Origin of the sequence: Methanosarcina acetivorans C2A (genome assembly GCF_000007345.1) — an archaeon.
Taxonomy (GTDB): domain Archaea; phylum Halobacteriota; class Methanosarcinia; order Methanosarcinales; family Methanosarcinaceae; genus Methanosarcina; species Methanosarcina acetivorans.
On sequence record NC_003552.1, the window covers coordinates 2998677 to 3020462 of the forward strand.

A 21786-nucleotide genomic window follows, 5' to 3' on the forward strand; every position below is an offset into this window, starting at 1 on the left:
TTATGAACAAATTGTCGCCGCACTGCGGAGACAATTGAGTTGAACACACCTCAGATCGCTCATCTTCCATGAAAATAAATATGAAATTGTGCAGCAGCTTGCTGCATAATCTACTTTTTTTTGCCTGTATACATCAGGATAAATCATTCAATAAAAATTGGCTTTCAGCAACCTGTTTAATAATCCCTTTCTTGACAAGTACTTTAATCGCTTTTCTAACATCCCTGGAGTCCATATCCTGACTTAGCTCTTCAAAAGTCTTATTCCCGCCCTTCAGTCTTTCAATAAGCATCTGGGCCAGCATGTCCTGATAAGCGAGATCGTGCAGTTCACCAATGACAGAGTGAGAGATTTTGTATCTGTCTGCGAACTCCTCCAGCCCGTCGAAGAAAAAGACTATCCAGGCAAAAGTTCGGTCCTGTTCATTTTGCCAGAGGATTTCATTCCTGATGACGTCAAAGTCCAGGCCCCTGGTAAAAAGTGTGTACATATCCTCACGGTCCCGGTCTCTTGAGGTAACGCTTTTAAAAACGAAGATATCTTCGGGAGCCAGCATGTATACTGAAATTTTTTCCATGGAAAAAACTCAATGGAACGTTTAACCATTGATTCGGAAAGCTGCAGGCCATTGCAGACTACCTGAACGAAGATATCCCACCGGAAGCCATCGGAATTTTCGAGTATGGCACTTGTATTCATTTTGGCATAGGCTACCCGGACGCAGGGGACGAAATAGCCCATGGATAAAAGTGTGTTTCTGGTGAGTTCAAGTTCTCGGGTTGACCTGAGACAACATCGATGTCTTTTGTGGCGACCTTGAGGTTCTGGAAGCTCATGGCTCCACCGCCGATAAGATAAAGGTCGACATGCTCGGGAAGCCTGTCATTGAGTTTCTTAAACTCGGTTTCCAGATAGGTTCTTCTGAAGGTCGCCATGTTTACACCAAGCTTTCAAGCAGTTCCTGATATTCATTCCAGGGAAGAACAAAGTCGCTTCTTTTCTCTTTTTTGTCGATATACTCAAGAAGGTTCCTGACGTGAGCTTCAATATCGTAATAAATGGCATACTTTAACAAATTTTTTGATCCAAGCCTGGGGACAAGTGCAAGAGCATATGAATTGTAAATAGGGCTGTAAGGGTCGATTAAAATTGTATGGATAAAGAATTCTTCTTCACATGGTGATTTTTTCCTGAAGAAGTAGTATTTCATGTCGGTTATCACATCGAAGCCGTAATTAGGGAAAATACTGATAGCTGTAGGGTGGATTTTATTTTTCAAATCTGATCCAAAATCAGTGTTCAGGTTTTCCGCTTTGAACAGAAATTCCGGACCTCTTTGCCATATCAACATCCCATTTTGAGAAACAGCTCTCAGGTTCATATTTGTCTTATACTTAAAATAATTGTCAACAAAGTTTTCAAAAAGGGTCTGGCGGCTGCTCAGGAGAAACTTGCTATTTGCCTTAATCACGATCCCGTATTTTGCAAGTCTTGATATTGCCGCAGATACCGTAGATCTATCAAGACCAGTTATTTCAGAGACCTCAGTAATACTGCGCGGAGGTTCCAATACGGAGATAACGTGCAAAGAAGAAGGAGTTAAAAGTTTGCTCAATGGGAGCATTGGAAACTCATTTAAAATATCTACCAGAGATTGTGCATGCAGCGAATCCGAGCGTCGGACGAATACATGGTTTCCCTTTTTTTCTTTAAGCACGAAGCCTTCACTTTCTAGCGAACTTATAGCTTTCGATACTGTAGAATGATGCAGGCTTAAAAGCTCTGCAAGATCCGATATGTTCATCGGCTCTTTAAGATATTTAAATATGGAAATCTCCGTTGGATTCAACATTATGTTGAAAAAAGTTCACATACTATATATACAATATGGCGAAAATTCCACACAAAATAATTACACAAATGGGCAACAATTGATAAATTCCAGAAAAATGAGAAAAATAGTAAAAAATTCGCATTTTACTTGAAAAGATGTATCTCATCAAAAGGATTTGCTTGGAGTTCTATCTGTATGAACCGTGAAAAACGCAGAATTTACTCTATATCAGGGATTTTAAGAGCTAATTTGGGGCTCCAGAGTATAATTTTAGTTATATAATAACGCTTTTATATTATCTGGCCGTTTATTTGTCCGGGAGTATGTCTGGAACGGGGAGACGGAGCATTCTACATGACCAGTTACAGGATGGGAGATCATTATTCATCCCATCAATGATTTAACAGGCATACTTCTTCTACATTAAAATTGTCGCTTTTAAGGGGGAATAAGCTGATGAAAACCGGACTGATATTATTGATGATCATCTCGACAGTACTGATGTTTGCAACCGTGGGCTCTGCCCAGGATAACTCCACAGACAGTGCTGCAGCTGTCATGAAGGACGCGAATGGCAGTACTGTAGGGTTTGCTACCTTTACCAAGGACGACTTTGGCATGGTTCGGATTCAGGTCTTTGCTAGCAACCTGACGCCGGGCCTTCATGGCATCCACATCCACGAGAAAGCGAACTGCACCGGGCCGTCTTTCACTTCTGCAGGCGGACACTACAACCCTCTGGGCAAAGAGCATGGGTTTAACAACCTGAAAGGTCCCCATGCAGGAGATCTGCCCAATCTCGTAGTAGGGCAGGATGGTACGGGATATATGGATGTCACCACTAACCTTGTGACGTTATCTCCCGGAAATACCACGCTATTTCCGGCCAACGGCACTTCACTGGTTATCCATGCCGACCCTGACGACCAGATAACCAATCCTTCCGGCAACAGTGGTGCGCGGATTGCCTGCGGGGCCATCGAGAAAAGATAAGTTTTTCCTTAACCCTTATTTTTTTTAAATCTTTGCGAGAATACTAACCCGGTATAACCTGGTAAGCTGCGGAGAAAAACGGCGCCCAGGACCTGAACTCGTCCAGAACCCGAACTCTTGCTATTTTTCGGACTACCGGGAGAACTGGAGAACTTGGATACCGAATATGCAACACCTTAAATTTCTAACATAGGCTGATGTGAATAATAATATTTATAACCTCATTAAGTGTATCCACAGGGTTGATGGTAGACAATCTGGCTGCGGATAAATACAGTGTGCCTGTTGAAAGCATTTTTCAGATTCATGAATCTCCCTGCAAAATCGTTCTCGCAATAACCGGGGGCGGGGCAGAAATTCTTGGGGAACTTCTCCGCCACGGCAGCGGCTCTGCAACAGTACTGGATGCAGTCGTTCCGTACAGTATGGAGGCTATGGATCGCTTCCTTGGCAGGAAGCCTGAAAAGTACTGTTCTGAAAAAACTGCGAGGTTGATGGCAATGGTCGCCTACCAGCGAGCTCTGGACCTCTCTAAAGGCGAAGAGTCTGCAGCCCATGATGTAGTCGGGATCGGAGCGACCTGCAAGCTTAAAGCGGCAAACGAGCGGAAAGGAAGAAAACATGTGGTCCACGTCGCCATCCAGGCAGCCTGTAAAACAGGCGTCATCACACTAGAACTGGCCGCGGATAGGACAAGGGAAAAGGAAGAAAAAATTGCCGCGTTCCTGATTTTCAATGTGCTTGCCCGCCACAGTGGCGTTCCTGAAGTTGATTTACCGGGCAGGATTGGGACCGGGGACGAAAGAAAGGAAGAGATAACTGAAAAATATGAGTCCGTTTCCGAGCCTGTTGGAAACCTGCTTAAACAAAAAATATGCAGCCAGAAAGGTCCTGACAAAACCCCGGATATGGCAAGAATAGATTTAAATGAGGGAAAATCTTCTGCTGAGCCCGATAAGGTCAGGCTCGTGTTTCCCGGCTCTTTTGACCCCTGCCACAGAAATCATGTTTTTATGGCAAAACTGGCTTCGGAGAAACATGGGGAGCCTGTCCATTTTGAAATTTCTTTGACAAACGTCGACAAGCCACCCATAGATTTTATCTCGCTGAATCAAAGGCTTGACTCGTTAAGGAAATACAGAGACGAAGCTTTCGTGGGTGGGGTTTGCCTGACCAATGCACCACTTTTCCTGCAAAAAGCCGATCTTTTCCCGAACAGCACTTTCATCATAGGAGCCGATACCTTCAACAGGCTGTTTGACGCAAAATACTATGGCGGAAAAGTGGATATCTCTGCCATTCTAAGGCATTTCAGGGAAAAGAATATACGGTTCATGGTGTTTCAGAGAAAATCCGTCGAAATGTCCGTCAACCCTGAGGTCCTTAAGTTTTGTGAGATTGTTCCGATGGACGAATATGAAGATGATGGAATTTCTTCGACAGAAATCAGAAGAAAGCAGGAAGAAAATAAAGGAAATTAAAGGCCTTTTTAAAGGAATTAGAACCTTTTGAGCTGCCCATTGAATGACATAACTGTAAAATCTCTATAAACTTCTGATCCAATTTCACGTAGCTCCTGATCCTATTTCACGTTTTAATTTCAGATTTTCAAGTTGAAAATTCCTTTTTTGGAAGAAAGGAGTGTTGTTTTACTACTGTCATATTACTGTCATGCTTTTCTCAAACACTGCTAACATCACAATATTTTTGCTTTGTTTTTAGAAAAATATATCTATTAGGAGTAGGAAAGAACTTACCGATTTCCGATTTTGGAATTCCATTCACAGCTATTTTAAGATGAAAAAAAGGACGAAAAAAAATGGCAGATATTGAAGGATTACTCCACGAGGTTGCCGATGCGGTAATCTCCTGTAAAAAAGAAAAGGTGCTCGAGGCGGTGGAAAAAGCCAGAGCTGAGGTCCCACCGGAAGAGATTATTGAAAAAGGGCTTTCTGCTGGTATGAACCAGGTGGGGGTTCTCTTTGAGAGGGGGAAACTCTTCCTGCCCCATGTGATGATGGCAGCAGATGCAATGACAACAGGCGTCAAGCTCCTTGAGGCTGATCTCCCGGCAGGGGCTGAAAAGAAGCTTGGAGTTATTGTTAACGGGACTGTGGAAGGCGACGTCCACGACATAGGGAAGTCGATCGTCTCGACCATGCTGCAGTCCGCTGGTTTTGAAGTCCATGACATAGGCAGGGACGTTCCTATCAGAGATTTTATTGAAAAGGCAAAGGAAACCGATGCCGATATGATAGGGATTTCCGCCCTTATGACCACGACCCTTCAGGGGCAGAGGGACGTTATTGAGCTTCTGAAAGAAGAAGGGCTGCGCAGCCGGGTCAAGGTCATGGTCGGAGGAGCTCCTGCAACCCAGGCCTGGGCAGATAAAATAGGTGCTGACTGCTACGCCGAAAACGCAAGCGAAGCCGTGGCAAAGGCAAAGGAACTGCTGCTCTGAACCCCGATTCCAATCTAAATTTGGTCAACCAAAATTAATCGTTCCAGGTTTAGTCAATCGAAATAAATCATTCCAGAACTGGTTAATCCGGTTTAACCATTCGGATTTGGCCAGTCCGATTTTAATCAGTTAAATTTGAGCAATGGAGGATAAAAATGGCAACTGAATACGCTTTGAGGATGGGTGATGGCAAAAGGATCTACCTCACAAAAGAAAAAATCCTCAGTGAGATAGAAGCCGGCTCGTCAAATGCCGCTGATCTGGGAGATATCCCTGATCTCAGTACGGATGAAATGAAAAAGCTCGCTGAAATCCTTATGATGCCCGGAAAGGCCGTGAGTGTCGAACAGGGGATGGAAGTCCCGGTTACTCATGATATAGGCACGATCCGGCTTGATGGGGACCAGGGTAACAGCGGCGTTGGGATCCCCTCCAGCCGTCTGGTAGGCTGCATGACGCATGAGAGGGCATTTGGCGCCGACACAATGGAACTCGGACACATCGACTACAGTTTCAAGCCGGTCAAACCCGTTGTCTCTAACGAGTGCCAGGCAATGGAAGTCTGCCAGCAGAACATGATCATTCCCCTTTTCTACGGCGCAATGCCCAACATGGGGCTTTACTACACTCCAGACGGACCCTTCGAGAACCCCGGTGATCTTATGAAGATGTTCAAGATCGATAAGGCAAGGGAGTCCATGGAACACGCAGCAGACCATCTGACCAGGGACACGGTCTGGGTTATGCAGAAACTCTTTGCCTCGGGCGCGGACGGTGTCAACTTTGATACAACTGCTGCCGCCGGAGATGCTGATATGTACGGCACCCTCCGGGCCGTGGAAGTTCTCAGGGCTCAATTTCCGGAGATGTACATTGAGGTGGGCATGGCAGGCGAGATGGTGCTCGGGATGCACGGGGAACTGGAGTACGATGAAGTTCGGCTTGCCGGGCTCTGGCCGCATGAACAGGCTCCTCTGATTGCAAAAGCCGGAGCAAACGTCTTCGGGCCTGTGGTCAACACCAACACCAGCAAGACCTCAGCCTGGAACCTGGCAAGGGCTGTTACCTTCATAAAGGAGGCAGTAAAAGCGTCCCCGATTCCCTGTCATGTGAACATGGGTATGGGAGTGGGCGGAATTCCCATGCTTGAAACTCCTCCTGTAGATGCGGTTACTAGGGCAAGTAAGGCAATGGTCGAAGTTGCCGGTGTCGATGGCATATAGATCGGGGTCGGCGACCCTCTGGGTATGCCGATTTCCCACATAATGGCTTCAGGTATGACCGGGATAAGAGCTGCAGGCGACCTGGTCGCAAGGATGGAGTTTTCAAAGAACATGCGCATAGGAGAGGCAAAAGAGTACGTGGCAAAGAAACTTAACGTTGACACCATGGACCTTGCAGACGAGCACGTTATGCGCGAACTCAGGGAAGAGCTTGACATTGGTGTCATCACTTCCGTACCCGGAGCTGCAAAGGGCATTGCTGCGAAGATGAACATTGAGAAACTGCTCGGGATCAAGATCAATTCCTGTGAAACGTTCAGGGCACAGCTTGCCTGAATCAGGGGCTTAAACTAATCTTTTAAAAAATGGTGATATCTATGGACGACAACACCCATTCTTCTCAAATCGACTGGCAGTATGCCGAGGAATGCAGCAGAGCAAGCTGTGACTTAAAAGAACTCGAAAGATCCATTGACTGGAAACAGGGGCTTGCAATTGCTCTCGGGGTCCCCTTACTGATCCTCCCCTCTATCGGTTACTTTACAGGTTACGTCTGGGCTTTTTCAATAATTATCTGGGCCCTGACTATTTTCCTGGGTTTTTTCCAGAACCTTGCCTTCGGAGAACTTGCAACCGTCTTTCCGAAAGCTTCAGGCCTGCCGGGCTACACCCAGACTGTTTTTGGCTCGAGTTCGAACAGTAACAATAAAGGCAAATTCAAGTTTGGAAAATTCATAGGCGGATTCAGTGCCTGGAGTTACTGGTTCGGCTGGAGCCCGGTGCTTGCAATCTATGCGATCCTCATCGGAAGTTACCTCAAAGGGCTTGTACCTGCCTTTTCAGGAGTTCCGGATACTCTGCTCTCTTTGATGGTAGGAGCCCTGATTTTCGGATCCCTTGCAATCATTAACTCAAAAGGGCTCAAAAACGGAGCAATGGCCGGATACATCCTTGCTGTTGTTTCCCTGATTCCTCTCATTGTTATTACCGTTGCCCCGTTCCTGACGGGAGACTTCCACCTTGCCAACATCACAAGCTCCTGGTTCCCAACAGACTGGACCTGGGACATGAAACACATCCTTATCCTCTTCGGGATCTTTGCAATGGCTGAATGGAGCGCCTGTGCCTGGGAAACCGCAGCAATTTACGGGCCCGAATATAAAAACCCGAATACCGACACCCCCAAAGCCCTGCTGGTCTGCGGAGGAATCTGCCTTGTGCTCTACGTGCTGGTCCAGACCTCGGTTATAGGCACCCTTGGAGTTGAAGGTGTACTTTCCGAACCCATATCTCCGATGCTCCCCATAGCCAACCTTACCCTGGGCGCACTTGGAGCCTCAATTGCAATTATCATGCTTGTAGGGGCAATGCTTCTTATCATCCAGACCGCCTTCCTCTCTTCGGCAAGGTCGATCTACTCGATGTCAACCGAAGGTAATTTGCCGGCTGTCCTGAGCAAATTGAACTCCCACGGGCACCCTATGAACGCAATGATTGCCGATGCCCTGTTCAATATGGGCCTTATCCTGCTCGGAACCCCGACCGCAATCCTTGCAGCTTCTGCTATCGGGTATATCTTCGCAAACGGGATCAGCCTCTATACCTATGTCAAGGTCAGAAACGACCCCAAACTCTCAAAACTGGATAGGCCCTTTAAAGCCCCCAATGGCTGGAAAAACGTGGCAATGGCAACTGCCATCCTGAACATCCCCTTCTTCCTTGTGGGAATCATTTATCTTAACAGCCTCGAACTCGGCTGGGCCACCACCGGAGTCGGTTTCTTTGTGCTCTGTCTCTATGTCCCGCTCTGGTTCTACTCTCAGAGAGAAACAAGAAAGACCGAAGAAAAAATGGCTGCAGAAAAAGAAGCGGTTATCGTCTGAATATCAGGATGGAAAATTGCTCAACTAAAAAAACGAAGCTTCAATGAAAAAGATGCCTGACCTTTCTCCGGAGCTTTCCTGAGTCTGAGAAGCGAGAAGAAAGGTTCGGAAACGAAAATCAAGCCGGAACCTTCCTGTTCCGGTATCTTTTTTTCAGTTCCTGCATTTTTCTGGATTCTCTTCTTTACGGGTGGTTACTTATCTACTATTGACCATTTCCAGGACCCGGAAAAAAGCTTTATTTGTTCTCTGCCTGCACTGCGTTTGACTTTGACCGGCCTGTCAGAAAAAAAGTAATCTGCAAATCAGTTATGGTAGTGAACAAAATTATAAGGAGCGGGAAAGTCAGGTTGTAAGAGATAGAATGATTATTCCAGCATCCACTTCCATACCGAATTAATTACTATTCTTTTCTTTTCCCCGTCTTCATCCGGGATCTCAATGACTCCCTCATCGTCCATGGTGAGGATAAGCCCCTCATTAAGTCCGTATACTTCCATAGCTTCCAGGAGCCCGAGGACCTCTCTTTCCCTTGTAGCCGGGTTTCCGAAGTAGACCGAGACCTGAACCGCAGCCTTAACTGCCGGGTTGCCTTCTTCGGTTAGGAGGAAATCACATTCTCGCTTGTCCCGGAAGTATGAGACCTGATTGCCCTGCCTGAGCAGTTCGAGAAATACAAGGTTTTCAAATCGTAGCCCCAGGCTGTCCGGATAATTGGGGAAGACCGTCTTGAAGAAACCCGTATCTCCGGCGTAAACTTTACATGGGACTTTTCTTTCCTGGTTATTTTCTTTTTCGTTTCCGTTTTCGGATGCGTGGTTAAACAGAGGAGTCCGGTACAGCAAAAAGGCTTCTTCCAGATAGTCAAGGTAGGCGCGGACGGTATCCTCGCTCTCGATCCCACTCGCTTTTTTCAGGGTATCGAGGGAGTACTCCGAAGCCATGTTTGAGATCAGGAAAACTGCAAGTTTTTTCAGCCCTTCCGCATCCTGAATATTATATCCGGAAATAATCCCGTTATTTAAAGTTTCTTCAAAATACTCCCGGGAAAGCATGGAATTTCCGTCTTTTATTACAGCGGGAAAGCCTCCGTTTTCAAAATATTTAAGGAACAGGCACAGCATCTCATCGCATCGGGAAGGCGTAAGAAAGTTGGGTCTCGGGACCCTGAGCCCTTTCAGGGTCAGGTATTCTTTAAAGGAAAAAGGCAAAAGTTTGAGGACCCTGGTCCTGCCTGCAAAGCGAGAAGAAAGCTCCGGATTGAGGAGACCTGCGGAAGATGAAGTTATGAAAACTCCTGCCCCTTCCCTGTAAAGCCTGTCAACCCAGTTCTCCCACCCCGGGAAATTGTGAACTTCATCTAAAAAATAGTAGATCTGTTCGGCTTCATTTTCATTTCCTTTTAAGTAAACTTCAGCCGCAATTTCTTCGATTTCCTGAAAACATTCGGGTCCCAATTCTTTAAACCTGCTGTCTGCGAAATTAATGTAGATCTTCACACCCTGCACAAGACCTGCGACATACTTTAAGAAGGACGTCTTGCCCGCATGGAGCGGACCATAGATCAAATTGATCTCACGCCCATCCAGGCAGGGAGAAAACGGAATATTGCGCGGGATTAGATTAGAGGGGCTCTGGAAAAAGGTTTGATGGTCAAGAACCAGGGGGAGAATTTCGAGTCTTTGCATATGATCGTAATAATTTTGGAGGTAAAACTATATAGTTATTCTGGAACAGCCTTACATGCTCAAGAAAATTTTAAAAGTTTCGATCATTAAAAAGGAGAAAACACAGTTGAATTTCGAATTGCTAGGACACTTTCCTGTAGTTTCATTGTGCCTGAACAGAAAAAAACGCTTTTAAGTGCAAACCAGTTTAAATTTCGTCTGATAATGCCAGATTATTTCAAATTAGTGCTTATTTTCAAGTTATCAGTAAGATAAATGTTCCACTGAAAAATAGCTTTTAACTTCCTGCCTCAAAAACAGAGCAAATAACTGAGATCGTAAAAATAACAATGTGGAAATATTGAGATGTAAGATAAATTTTTTTCCATAGATTTGATAGATGGATAAGGTCAACCGAATGCGATTCAACTTAAAAAAAATATGAGATATGTCGCAATGTAGAAAATATATAGTTTCATTAATTTTCCGAAACCTTTCCAAAGTTTTAATCTTTTTTAGGCTCATATGTCGTTTTCTGTTTTCCACATCTCGTACACACAAAATACTTTTCCCTTACATTTGAAGCATAGATGTTCAAACCTCCGCTTCTTTTCCACTTATGAAGCCCTATAAGGCACAAAATGCTTCTCCGTGAAGGTTTTCCGGAAACCCTGGATGGAGCCCTGTAAGCCAGGTAATCACCCTCATATAATGAATTCTTCTAACCTGAAATTTCAAGCTGAATATACTGGACAAGCTGAATATACTGGAATAACTTTATTATCAATAATATTATTTAATTGTTATTCTAACCCGAGTTCCGCTAGTTTAGAGTTATTCAGAGAGCAGAGAAACAATATTCATCATGCAAGTTGCGAAGAACCCAGAAAAGCTCCTTTCTTTTCATTCTACCTTTTTATACATTCACAAGACCCTGCCTAAAGTTTTAAAAGTCAGGAACAGTATTCTCAAGATAGTAGAAGAATCCAGATTAAACGAGCCCTGTAGAGAATGTTTAGGAAGGTATCGGGCATCCGACCGCTCCAATAAGTTTTGAAATATGAAATTCATTAAAAAGATTCTGAACTCTATTTAACCTTTATTTGCTATTTAGTTTATTTCTAAGAATTTTTATCTCCATTTATCTTGTTTAAATACTCTAATGAGAAATTTAAGTAGAATTATTGCGGAAAATTTTTGATTAAATTATTCATTCTGTTAAATTATATATATATGGAGTAGGAATGATATGGTAGTATCCATACATATAAAAGGATATGATGAGACGCTCTTCACCTCAGTGTTACAATCCATATCCACCCCTGGTTATAGGGAAGTCGTTAAGGTGATGGGTGATGGAAAGAACAGAAAAAACGGATCTCAGGCAGAGTAGACGTGGTAGATAAAAAGTGGTAGAAAAAGTGCGTGGCAGACAATCGAAAATGCCTCAAAAGTCTGCAAGCCTGCTCCTTCCGGTGGAAAGGTAAAAGCAAAAAGGATGAAACAAGCAGAAACGTTTTTTATACGCCTCAAAACTGTACATACAAGGCCTCAGCTATGTACAACAACACCTTAAAAACTGCTGCTTGCTCCTCCTGAAACCTGTATTTCAACCTTCCTTCTCCTCTTTCCATTTTTCAATCTTGTTAAAAGTTTAGAACCTGAAAACTTTTGGAATTCTTTTGTATGAGTAGTCCAGACCACATGTAAAACAAGAAAAATTTACATAATGATTCTTCGTTTTTGCTTTACTTCCTTTCCCAGATTAAGAATAGTTGAGTTCCCATAAAAGTTATCCGGAAAATTATATATAACAATAAAAGCCAATCATATTCTGTATTTCTGTGACGCAGAAATACATGAAGAAGTTCTTCGCTACCATTACGATCATCACTCCACCCTGGCGTTCAATGAGTGGGTCGTTTCATAGATGGGCGAAGGACCGAAAGAAAATTGGGCAATAGATGATAAGAAAGTGGTAGAGTAAGGCCAAAAAGCCTTATATTAGATGCGGTGGAAAGGAAAAAAATGTTTGATGAAGTCGTATCCATCCGGACTGATGCCTCATCATGTATCGCATGAAACGCCTCAACCTTGTGCGATACTTGGATACAAACATCTGCCTGATAGCTGTTTTTAGCCTTTCCACCATTTCTGCCGACCTGAAACTGTTTTTCAGCTTAACAAAAAGGGGATATCACCTTTTTTACTCCATGCATAAGCACTGTACGGATCAATTTTCAATACTTTCCCATAAAATTTAATGCTTCGCTATATCTCTCACTTATGCGGACCCCCAACATATATTTGCACTTTAGATTTAACTTTCAACTTTTTTTCGATTTGCTGCATCCACATAAAATTCAGCATATCCGCAATCTAAACAAACATGAACTGTAAATTCGCGCATGGGCCCGGTAAAATAGCATTCGTTATCAGACTCGTAACCTATACGTTCTCCAATTATATGGCCTATATCGAGATTTTCGCTCCCGCATTTTGGACATTTTCCCTTCTTCATTTTACAGTACCCCATGTCATCAATGAAATTTGATTTTGTAGAAATTTTCATAAGTACTTTTTTACGAAAAATTAGTAAATCTGACTGTAAAATTACCCCTCATTTTTTGCTCCGCAAAAAGAATTAGCATTTCATATCCCCACCGAAGCATTTCATATCCCCACCGAATATTTATATTTCTCATTGAATAATATAGTTGTCATCGAACAATTATATTTGTTTTCAATTCGATATATTAAATTTTTTGAGGTCCTATTTTTTAGCATTCCCATACGCTTCCGGAGCTGAATTGGCTTTTCTCAACCTTTTTGTCATTGTTCATATTCTCAAGTCATCTTGTCGACCCTTGAAAAACTGTTCTTTCCTCCAAAAACTGTTCTCTCCTCCAAAAACTGTTCTTCCCTCCAATAGTTCAGATGGGACAATAAACGATTCAAATAATCTACAGATAAAAAAAGCATAAATTAGATATAATATCGAAGTAAAGGACTAATGAAGAAAAAACATGAAATTAAAAATGAAATTGAACCAAAAACAGGAGAAATAAATCGGCATATAAAACAGGAGAATTCAATGAAAAAATTGAATGTCCTCTTGATATTATCTGCAATGTTTACGCTGCTTTATATCCCAGGTCCGGCAGTTGCTTTGCTGGTCCCGGAAGCTGCCGAAATCCCCTACCAGATTAATGCCTCGGACAGAATAGTTATCGGCACGGTAAGTGGGATTGACATTCACTATGACCATACAATCTTCACAATTACAGTTGATGAGTGGCTCTATAACCCTCTACCCGCAAAAACCATAGACGTGAGAACCGAGACCGGAAAGTATCTCTGGACTGAAGACCAGGCAGAATTCACCCTTAACGAGTCTGTACTCCTCATGCTCAGGGACGAAGACCCCGAGAAGCAGCTTTTCAGAGTCTCTATTGGCTTTCCTGGAAAACACTCTGCATCAGACAGGGGAGCTGTAATTGAAGAGCTGAAGGTTCAGGGAAAATGGCAGGAAGAAAATCAGACCGGAAATACGGAAACGGCAGGTGAGCAGCCAGCAGGTCCAAATTCCCCCTCAGATACGGAAAACATTCCTTTCACAGGCATTCTGTGGGCAGCTGCAGCAATGCTCGGAGCAGTTGAATTTGCTGGGAAGAAAAAGAAGTATAATGACCGTTAAAAAATGTAGCCATTACGAACTTTTCAAACAATATCGTAATGGCCATTAACGGTGAATTAACATCCCATAAGAGAGATATATTTCATCTGAGATAAGTATTGGACTCAGAGTTTAGCAGCAACGCCAGTAGAATCTGGGTACACAGCACCTAATTCTTATGCAGATAAAGCGGAAGAAAAAGAAACACATTATAATTCCCCCCATCTTTTATTTGATTTTTGTTTATCTTTCCATTGTGCGTAGCCTTCTGCAGTCAGAGTTATACACTTATCTTACAACAAGAACTCACAGAGACTACGGCTAAGCTGAAAGTACATATATTATACCTCCTAAACCCCTTATCAACCCCCCAAATAAGTTTTATACTCAAGGCAATTATTTTTAAAACTATTCTTAATCCTGATTTTAATTTGGAGATGAGTAGATTTTATTTTAATTGCCAGAGAGTATATAGCAAATTATAATAATAATACTAATAACAATCAATTATATAAAACGACTAGAATAATTTGTTCTAATCATTAAATAGTCTTCGAAAATCCAGACAAATATCTGATTAAGGTTCAGGATTTGCAGTAAGGAATTATTTTTATTAAATAATGTCAAGAATGTATTAGGGCACAAGCACCAGCCATTACATTATAAAAAAGACAATCAATAAGTTCCTTTTAAGCCTGGTAGAGATACTCCTCTACAGTGACCATTTAAAATGTAGCCATTATGACAGTTTCAAAACACTTCCAGCTGATTATTACTCAAATATAAACAAAAACCTTACAGAAACCGTGTTTAAGCTGAAAATGTTAAAAAACTCAAAATGTATGGAACAGGGCAAAAAAGTAAGTGAGAAGCTCAAATGAAGTGATCCGCCTCGTACTGGTATTCCCTATAATCCCTGAAAAAAGAAATGCACAACTAAATTTAGAAAAACAAACATACATAGTCATCAATTCAAAAAAAGATAATTTCTTAGAAATTATCTTTTATACTTGAAAAGACGACTATGGATTATATTTTTTTAAATTTGCTTATTATCGGGCTTAGCGGTTGTTATTAACAACCGCCCCAGCCGCCACAACCGCCGCCCCAGCCGCAGCCGCAGCCACGACCCCAGAAGCGATGCCTGAAGCCCCAGCCCCAGTTGTTAAATCCAAATCCACAACACATTGTACTTACCTCCGTCTAATTACCTTATTTATCTTATTTACCTATTCATTGCTTATTATCGGGCTCAATGGTTGTTATTAACAACCGCCCCAGCCGCCACAACCGCCGCCCCAGCCGCAGCCGCAGCCACGACCCCAGAAGCGATGCCTGAAGCCCCAGCCCCAGTTGTTAAATCCAAATCCACAACACATTGTACTTACCTCCGTCTGTTTACCTTATTTTCACACTCATTATTGCACATTAAAGGAAAATGAATTCATTAAAATTAAGTGCCTATTTTCCTAATGGTGTGTACCTTCCTGATTAAACCCTTATCAACCCCCAATAAGTGTTGTACTCACGGCAATTTTTGAAACCATTCTTCGTACTGATTTTATTTGGAGAGGAGCAGATTTGATTTTAATTGCCAGAGAGTATATACCTAAATAATAATAATAAATTATATAAAAAGGATAGAATAAATTTTTCTAAACATTAAATAGTCTTCGAAAATCCGGGTAAACAGCCGACTGAGATTGAAGGTTTTCTTCTATTCTTAATTTTGAAGGTAATAATTCTTAAAACTTCTCAATAACACCGGAGATTCAGTCTTTAATTTACTATTCAAGCAAGAAAAATTTTTTTTTTTGGATAAATAAGCTCTATTCTTAAATTAAATCAATATAAAGTTTCTTAACGGAACTGATTTTGCTGAAAAAAAATAGTAACATTTTCCAATATTAAACATCAAAACTTCAGTCTTTTCTTCAGAAAATTCATTTCTTTAGAAGTGGAACATGGGATTGATGGATTTTCGATTTATTCCATTTCATTCCCAACTTCAATTCTTCATTCCCGCTTAGATTTATTCCAGTGCCTTCAAATCTCGAGTAAGTAAAGAAAAGGAGAAAAAAGAACAAATAAAGAAGCATGAAAAATACGGTTTCAACCGTAAAAATTACCCGGATCATATGTCACAAACCATGACAGAAAGATATGTAGTTACCAGCCCATAAAAAATAAGAAATCGTAGCCATCAATTCAAGGTAAAAAGAAACCATGATTTTATCCTTATATCTTGAAAAGATGGCAAATGAAACAATTGCTTTTCAGTTAAGTGACCAATTAATCCGTATCCAGTGTTATTTAATCCCAGCCAGCCCAGATGTAGAGTTGGGTGCTCTCATAATAGGCGACGATTTTGTTGTAATATAAACTAAAGAATCCCATTGTATATTCCTCCAGATTTCAATTCTTGTTCAATAGTTAGAAAACAATTTTTTTTCTTAGTTCAAACAGCTATTATTATCCATTCCAGTGTTATTTAGTCCCAGCCAGCCCAGATGTAGAGTTGGGTGCTCTCATAATAGGCGATGATTTTGTTGTAATATAAACTAAAGAATCCCATTGTATATTCCTCCAAATTTTAATGTGTTCTTCGTGATATGTTCTTCTTGTCTTGTATATTCATGTACATTAGTTGAAAAGAATGGAGTTTTGTGAACTTAGAATAATCTCCCAATGGCTTGTAATTCTCCGATCAAACTCTTTATCAACCCCCCAACACCAAGATTATACTCATGGCAATTATTTTTAGAAATTAGTCTGGACACTTATCTTCATTTGTAAGCCCACAGACTAAATTTTAATTGCTTCAGAGTATAAATAAAAATATATACGTAACACATATAAAATCAACAGAATTAACAATACTTACCATTAAATAGTGCTTGAAAATCTGGAAGAATAAAAGGGGAATAAAGGATCCAACTTATAAATTTAAGTTACAGGTTATAAATTTGAGAGTGTACAGGTGAAATAAAGCTTTTACCCCTCTTTTCTGCAAATAAGGGAAAAGTAAAACAGTTCATGAAAAATAAAGGGTAAAAAGCATAATAAAATATGATATAAAGCTTTGAAACCTCTTAATATAACTGAAAAAACGAGTAACCTCTTCTATTTATTAACTATATAACTTAGGTTTTTTTCTTTTCAAGTGTGGTATTTTCCCGGAGAAAAATTTTTGGACAATTATATTAAGATAATTATTTTAATCTGTAAGTTCCCCACATCCTTACATCCGCAGGCACCATTAACCCGTTAAATCCCAAACATCCCGATTAATTCTTTCGCCCAATTCAGCTTCTTTTTCTTAATCGGATTCACCATTGGGTCTTCAAAATCAAATCCAACCAGCCGGATGCTTTTCGCCCCGAACTCTCTTGCAACAAAAACGCATCGGTCCCCATCACTGAACCCACCGAAGTTATACACTCGATCGAAAGGCCTGGCCTGTGTCGTTGCAATAAAGCGTACGAACCGGGGCACATATTTTTCCAGCTTATCCCTATTATCCCCATGGGCATGGATAAGGACTATTGAACCCTGCTGGCAGGCAAGGATCTCTTTTTCAATATCAGCTTCGGAATTGCCGTCAAGGTCGGTACAGATGACTTCAGGCGCGCATCCCAGATCCATCAGGACGGCAGCAGCCCCGTCGGCTGCAATTATTGTAAAAACAGAAAGATCGAGCTTTAAAAGCTCATTTCTTAGTCCCGGAGCATTCCCACAGACCAGAACAGGTTTTCCTGAGATCCTGTCTTTGAGCTCGGAAAGGCTTACAGTGTTTTTCTCGGATAGAAGGGAGGAAAGGAGGCGGGCTGCCTCTTCATCACCTGTACGGTCGAACCCGAAGTCTTCAAGAATTCGTTCATAGATGGGCTCCCAGGCAGCAAAATCCGTATAAATCACTCCTTTCCTGTTTTTCATTTCCGAACTTGGATTTTCTTATCGAGTTTCGATCTGAAACTTTATTGCAGAGTTATTTCTTTGCAATTCCCATTTTCATAGCTGTGCCTTCAACATCCCAGTCCTTTACAAGGGTTCCGGAAACCTCTATGCTGCTGCCGAGATCAAAGACATCGGCTCTAACCTCTTCTGCAATCAGGTCCTTCAAGGTTTCAACGAGCGCTAAGACCTTTTCGGCCTCGATCCTGACAGAGACGCGGATGTTTTCGTCCACAACAAGGTCGAGTTCCTTCCTCATGTCCTGAAGCCTGCGGATGACTTCCCTTGCATATCCTTCAGCCTCGAGTTCGGGAGTAAGGTTTGCGTCTACGTAAACAAGGCCTGCATCCGACTCAGCACTGGCTGTGCCTTCGGGCAGGGTTTCTTTGAAGTTTGCCATGCCGGAGGTGACTGGAACAGTGGTCCCGTCAGCCAGTGTGAGTTCAAACTCCCCGGTTTCGGCAAAGGCTTTCTTTAAAGTAAAACCCTCGACTTTCTGCAGGGCAGGGATAACCCTTCCGGCATCCTTCTTGAAAACAGGTCCGATCTTGCCCGGGTCAGGGATGACCTCAAGCCCGAGTTCGTCCCAGCTCTTGCCAACCCCGGTGAGCACAATGGCTTTGGAATTGGTCTGGTCCATAAGTACGGAACCCAGCCTGTTAACTGCCTTTGCTGCAGCCTCGCTTTCAGGTGAAACAATAATCCTTGATACGGGCCACCTGAGTTTTCTTCCTGCCTTCTGGCGGGCATTTGAAGCAGCCTCCACGATCGAGCGAACAGTGTCCATGGCTACTTCGAGTTCGGGATCAAGATAGGTATCGTTGACCTTAGGCCAGTCGCACATGTGCACGGATTCGGGGGCATTCGGGTCCACGTTCCGGATCAGGTTCTGGTACATCTCTTCAGCCAGGTAGGGCATGAAAGGCGAGATCAGCTTTGTGATTGTTACATAGACCTCGTAAAGTACGCAGTAAGCTGCAAGCTTGTCCGGGTCGTCAGCTTCGGTCCAGGTCCTCGGACGGATAAGCTGGATATACCAGCGGGAGAGGTCTTCAAGGGCAAACTCCAGAATCTCACGGACTGCCTTATGGAGGAGGTACCCGCTCATTGCTTCGTTCACGGCTTTTATCACGGATTGGGCTCTTGAGAGAATCCACCGGTCTTCTTCCCGCAGGGCATCTTTTACGGAATCCAGGCTGACCTGCATCGGGTCAAAGTTATCAAGCGCCATATACGGGAGCGGAAACCTGAAAACGTTCCAGAGGATATTGATAGAACGGTGGACGGTTTCTACCTCTTCCAAATTGTACTTCAGGTCTTCCCAGGGCGCGCTTGAGGAAAGTACGTAGGCACGCAGTGTGTCTGCCCCCAACCTATCGATAATGTCCAGGGGAGATACCACGTTTCCAAGGCTCTTGGACATCTTCTTTCCGCCTGCATCCAGAGTAAAGCCGTGCATGAGCACACTTTTATAAGGTGCCCGACCAAAGCCAACCATACTTGCCCCGAGCTGGGAATAGAACCAGCCGCGAGTCTGGTCATGTCCTTCGGTTACGAAATCAGCAGGCCACCATTCATCAAACTGATCATGCGTCTGCGGGAACTTCAGGGTTGCCCAGGAAGCAACAGCCGAGTCAAACCAGACATCGAAAACGTCTTCAACCCGCTTTTTCTCCCCTCCGCACTCACAGGGCACGGTAACCCTGTCCACATAGGGACGGTGCAGTTCGATGTCCCCGCTTAACCCTGCCTTTTCGAGCAGTTCGGCCTTTGTCCCTATTACCTCAAGTTTTCCGCACTTCTTACATTTCCAGACAGGGAGCGGAATTCCCCAGTAGCGCTGCCTGGAGATGCACCAGTCTCTTGCCCCTTCGACCCATGTCCTGAAACGGGCTGAACCCGCCCAGTCAGGGTACCAGTCAACAGCATCTATTTCCTCGAGCATCTTTTCCTTGATCTCGGTGATCTTGAGGAACCACTGTTCGGTTGCAAGGTAGATGATGGGAGTCTTGCAGCGCCAGCAGTGCCCGTACCTGTGAGTGACCGTCCCTTCGGCAAGGAGCCTGTTGCGGGCCTTGAGGTCTTCGATGACAATGGGGTTTGCTTCCCTGACATTCTTACCTGCGTACTCCCCGGCTTCTTCGGTATAGGCGCCGTTTGAGCCCACAGGACAGAGGATCGGAAGCTTGTGCTTAACCCCGAGGTTAAAGTCGTCCATACCGTGCCCCGGAGCTATATGTACGCAGCCGGTATTTTCTACGGTTACGAAATCAGCAAGGTAGACCCCGTGCTTTATCTCATTCTGGATGGGCACCAGGTCTCCGACAGGGCTTTCGTATTCGAGCTTTGTGAGCTCTTCTCCGAGCATTGTCTCAAGCACTTTAAAGTCCGCATACCTTCCCTGTTTGAGGACATTTTTGATCAGTTCCGTGGCCGCGATCAGGATCTCTTCCGAGCCGTCCTGCCGGATTGCCCGGAATTTTGAGTATTCGTAAGCCGGATGAACGGCTACGGCTACGTTTGCAGGAATTGTCCAGGGCGTGGTTGTCCAGATAACTATGAAAGTGTTTTCTTCGCCCTTGACCTTGAACTTAACATAGATCGAAGGGTCAGTCCGCTCGGAATATTCTACTTCGGAATCGGCAATTGCAGTTTCACAGCGCGGGCACCAGTTTACCGACCGTTTGCCCACTTCAAGGAGGTCTTTTTCATGGGCCTGTTTGAGAGTCCACCAGGCAGCCTCGATGTAGTCGTCTTTTAAGGTCATGTAGGGTTCCGGCCACTGCATCCAGACCCCGAGCCTCTGGAACTGCTCGGTCATTGCCTGTTTCTGTGTAATGGCAAATTCCTTGCATTTCTCGATGAAATTCTCTACCCCAAAGCTCTCAATATCCTTCTTGGACTTAAAACCAAGCACACCTTCGACCCTTACCTCGATAGGGAGGCCGTGCATATCCCAGCCGGGGCGCTCAAGGATGTAGCGGTTGTTCATGGAGTAATAGCGGAGAATGGTATCTTTAATGATTTTATTCCAGGCAGTCCCCAGGTGGATATGTCCTGTAGTATACGGGGGGCCGTCAACAAAAAAAAGTCTTTTTCCGGTCTTGCGTCTCTCCCGGGTTTTCCGGTAGGCATCGCTGTCTTCCCAGAACTGCGTTACTTTTTTTTCTATTTGTTCTGCATTGTATTTGGCAGTGATTTCTTTTATCATATGGGGGTCTCCCTGATGAAAGATAAACTGAAATAAACGTCGCCTGTGCAGGACCTACCCTGCGGCTGGCGGACGACTCTTGATAAATTGACAACCAGCAAATGGTGACAATACTAATACTAATTTTAATATTTAGAAACTGCTACTGAAACTGATAACCAGTAAGCTCTAACCAATAAGCTCTAAACAGCGAGCTCTATACAGCACACTCTGATTTCAGGGCAAATTTCAGGGTAAATTACTGGTCAGCATACTATAACAAAGCTCTGATCTGTAAGTACCGAAGCTGCAATAAATAATCTACTGTAAAGTGTATCTGATATTCTTTACCGACCGCTTATACATGTACTTAAGACAGGTATCTGACGTACAAAATATTCCTATCCGTAAAAGCGAAACTGCACTTTTCCGACGGATAAAAGGAGCCACCGCACGCCAATCAGTTTATTCAGTATTACTGTACTCAATTTAAGCTTTATTGTACCAGCGGAAAAAACAGTCCGGTGTTCGCTCACGGCACCAGTGCACATCCTTAGTTGCACCACCCGAGTTTCGCTTCGGGATCACAGGAAATCGGAGATTTCCTGGGAGTTGCGATGTAATCGCAACAGCACGAGGTCCGTTTCACTCGCTTTCGCTCGTTCAAGCGGACTAACTTATTGACAAGTAACATTATGTTCATCTCCGTCAAGCAGACAATTTATGGTGAGAAGTGAGCTGTGCTCAAGCTGAATACTCGATGCTTAGAGACTTGAGCTTCGCTCAAGAAGTCAAATTTTATAGATATCTCTGAACCGTACAACCTTATTCACTATACTGAGTCGTTCTTGCCCCGCTCGACGCAGGAGAGCGGTCTTTCCCAAGAAGACAAAAAAGAAGAGAAA

At 43.4% G+C, this 21786-nt stretch carries 14 protein-coding genes and 1 pseudogene; 7 read left to right on the top strand and 8 right to left on the bottom strand.

The window, feature by feature from the left end; all coding sequences use genetic code 11:
* Window positions 1-133: 133 nt before the first annotated feature.
* The 3 genes from MA_RS12555 to MA_RS12565 form a co-directional block, all read right to left on the bottom strand.
* Window positions 134-577 (bottom strand): hypothetical protein, encoded by a 444-nt coding sequence (locus MA_RS12555; protein ID WP_011022390.1) that lies wholly within the window; start codon window positions 575-577, stop codon window positions 134-136.
* A gap of 133 nt (window positions 578-710) precedes the next feature.
* On the bottom strand, window positions 711-935 hold the full coding sequence (locus MA_RS12560; RefSeq protein WP_011022391.1) for a hypothetical protein: 225 nt from the start codon (window positions 933-935) through the stop codon (window positions 711-713).
* A 2-nt stretch (window positions 936-937) separates the two neighbouring features.
* Entirely contained in the window at window positions 938-1804 is an 867-nt protein-coding gene (locus MA_RS12565) for an ArsR family transcriptional regulator (RefSeq protein WP_248698040.1), read from the bottom strand.
* A 486-nt stretch (window positions 1805-2290) separates the two neighbouring features.
* On the opposite strand from MA_RS12565, the gene MA_RS12570 reads away from it, so the two are divergent.
* The 5 genes and pseudogenes from MA_RS12570 to MA_RS12595 all read left to right on the top strand — a co-directional run bounded on the left by MA_RS12570 (window position 2291) and on the right by MA_RS12595 (window position 8394).
* Window positions 2291-2827: a superoxide dismutase family protein gene (locus MA_RS12570; protein ID WP_048065398.1), complete on the top strand. Its 537-nt coding sequence runs from the start codon at window positions 2291-2293 to the stop codon at window positions 2825-2827.
* A 245-nt stretch (window positions 2828-3072) separates the two neighbouring features.
* Window positions 3073-4308 (top strand): hypothetical protein, encoded by a 1236-nt coding sequence (locus tag MA_RS12575; RefSeq protein ID WP_048065399.1) that lies wholly within the window; start codon window positions 3073-3075, stop codon window positions 4306-4308.
* A 338-nt stretch (window positions 4309-4646) separates the two neighbouring features.
* Window positions 4647-5288, top strand: coding sequence for a dimethylamine corrinoid protein MtbC (gene mtbC / locus MA_RS12580; protein ID WP_011022395.1), 642 nt, complete (start codon window positions 4647-4649; stop codon window positions 5286-5288).
* A gap of 155 nt (window positions 5289-5443) precedes the next feature.
* Window positions 5444-6847, top strand: a pseudogene (mtbB, locus tag MA_RS12585) ([dimethylamine--corrinoid protein] Co-methyltransferase).
* 41 nt (window positions 6848-6888) lie between these two features.
* Window positions 6889-8394 carry an APC family permease gene (locus MA_RS12595; RefSeq protein ID WP_048065402.1) on the top strand — a complete coding sequence of 502 codons (1506 nt, stop codon included), beginning with the start codon at window positions 6889-6891 and terminating at the stop codon, window positions 8392-8394.
* A gap of 368 nt (window positions 8395-8762) precedes the next feature.
* Here the strand turns inward: MA_RS12595 and MA_RS12600 are convergent, their stop codons facing one another.
* Window positions 8763-10082, bottom strand: coding sequence for an ATP-binding protein (locus MA_RS12600; RefSeq protein WP_011022398.1), 1320 nt, complete (start codon window positions 10080-10082; stop codon window positions 8763-8765).
* 1228 nt (window positions 10083-11310) lie between these two features.
* On the opposite strand from MA_RS12600, the gene MA_RS27030 reads away from it, so the two are divergent.
* Window positions 11311-11454 carry a hypothetical protein gene (locus MA_RS27030; protein WP_157860214.1) on the top strand — a complete coding sequence of 48 codons (144 nt, stop codon included), beginning with the start codon at window positions 11311-11313 and terminating at the stop codon, window positions 11452-11454.
* A gap of 927 nt (window positions 11455-12381) precedes the next feature.
* Here the strand turns inward: MA_RS27030 and MA_RS12605 are convergent.
* Window positions 12382-12582, bottom strand: coding sequence for a zinc ribbon domain-containing protein (locus MA_RS12605; protein WP_048066352.1), 201 nt, complete (start codon window positions 12580-12582; stop codon window positions 12382-12384).
* Window positions 12583-13155: 573 nt separating this feature from the next.
* Here MA_RS12605 and MA_RS12610 point away from each other — a divergent pair.
* Window positions 13156-13758: a hypothetical protein gene (locus MA_RS12610; protein ID WP_226990583.1), complete on the top strand. Its 603-nt coding sequence runs from the start codon at window positions 13156-13158 to the stop codon at window positions 13756-13758.
* Between the two features lie 3246 nt (window positions 13759-17004).
* Here the strand turns inward: MA_RS12610 and MA_RS12620 are convergent.
* From MA_RS12620 to MA_RS27035, 3 genes are all read right to left on the bottom strand, one after another.
* On the bottom strand, window positions 17005-17673 hold the full coding sequence (locus tag MA_RS12620; protein ID WP_011022401.1) for a 6-hydroxymethylpterin diphosphokinase MptE-like protein: 669 nt from the start codon (window positions 17671-17673) through the stop codon (window positions 17005-17007).
* A 52-nt stretch (window positions 17674-17725) separates the two neighbouring features.
* Window positions 17726-20902: an isoleucine--tRNA ligase gene (ileS, locus tag MA_RS12625; protein WP_011022402.1), complete on the bottom strand. Its 3177-nt coding sequence runs from the start codon at window positions 20900-20902 to the stop codon at window positions 17726-17728.
* Between the two features lie 532 nt (window positions 20903-21434).
* Entirely contained in the window at window positions 21435-21575 is a 141-nt protein-coding gene (locus tag MA_RS27035; RefSeq protein WP_157860215.1) for a hypothetical protein, read from the bottom strand.
* Window positions 21576-21786 lie beyond the last annotated feature (211 nt).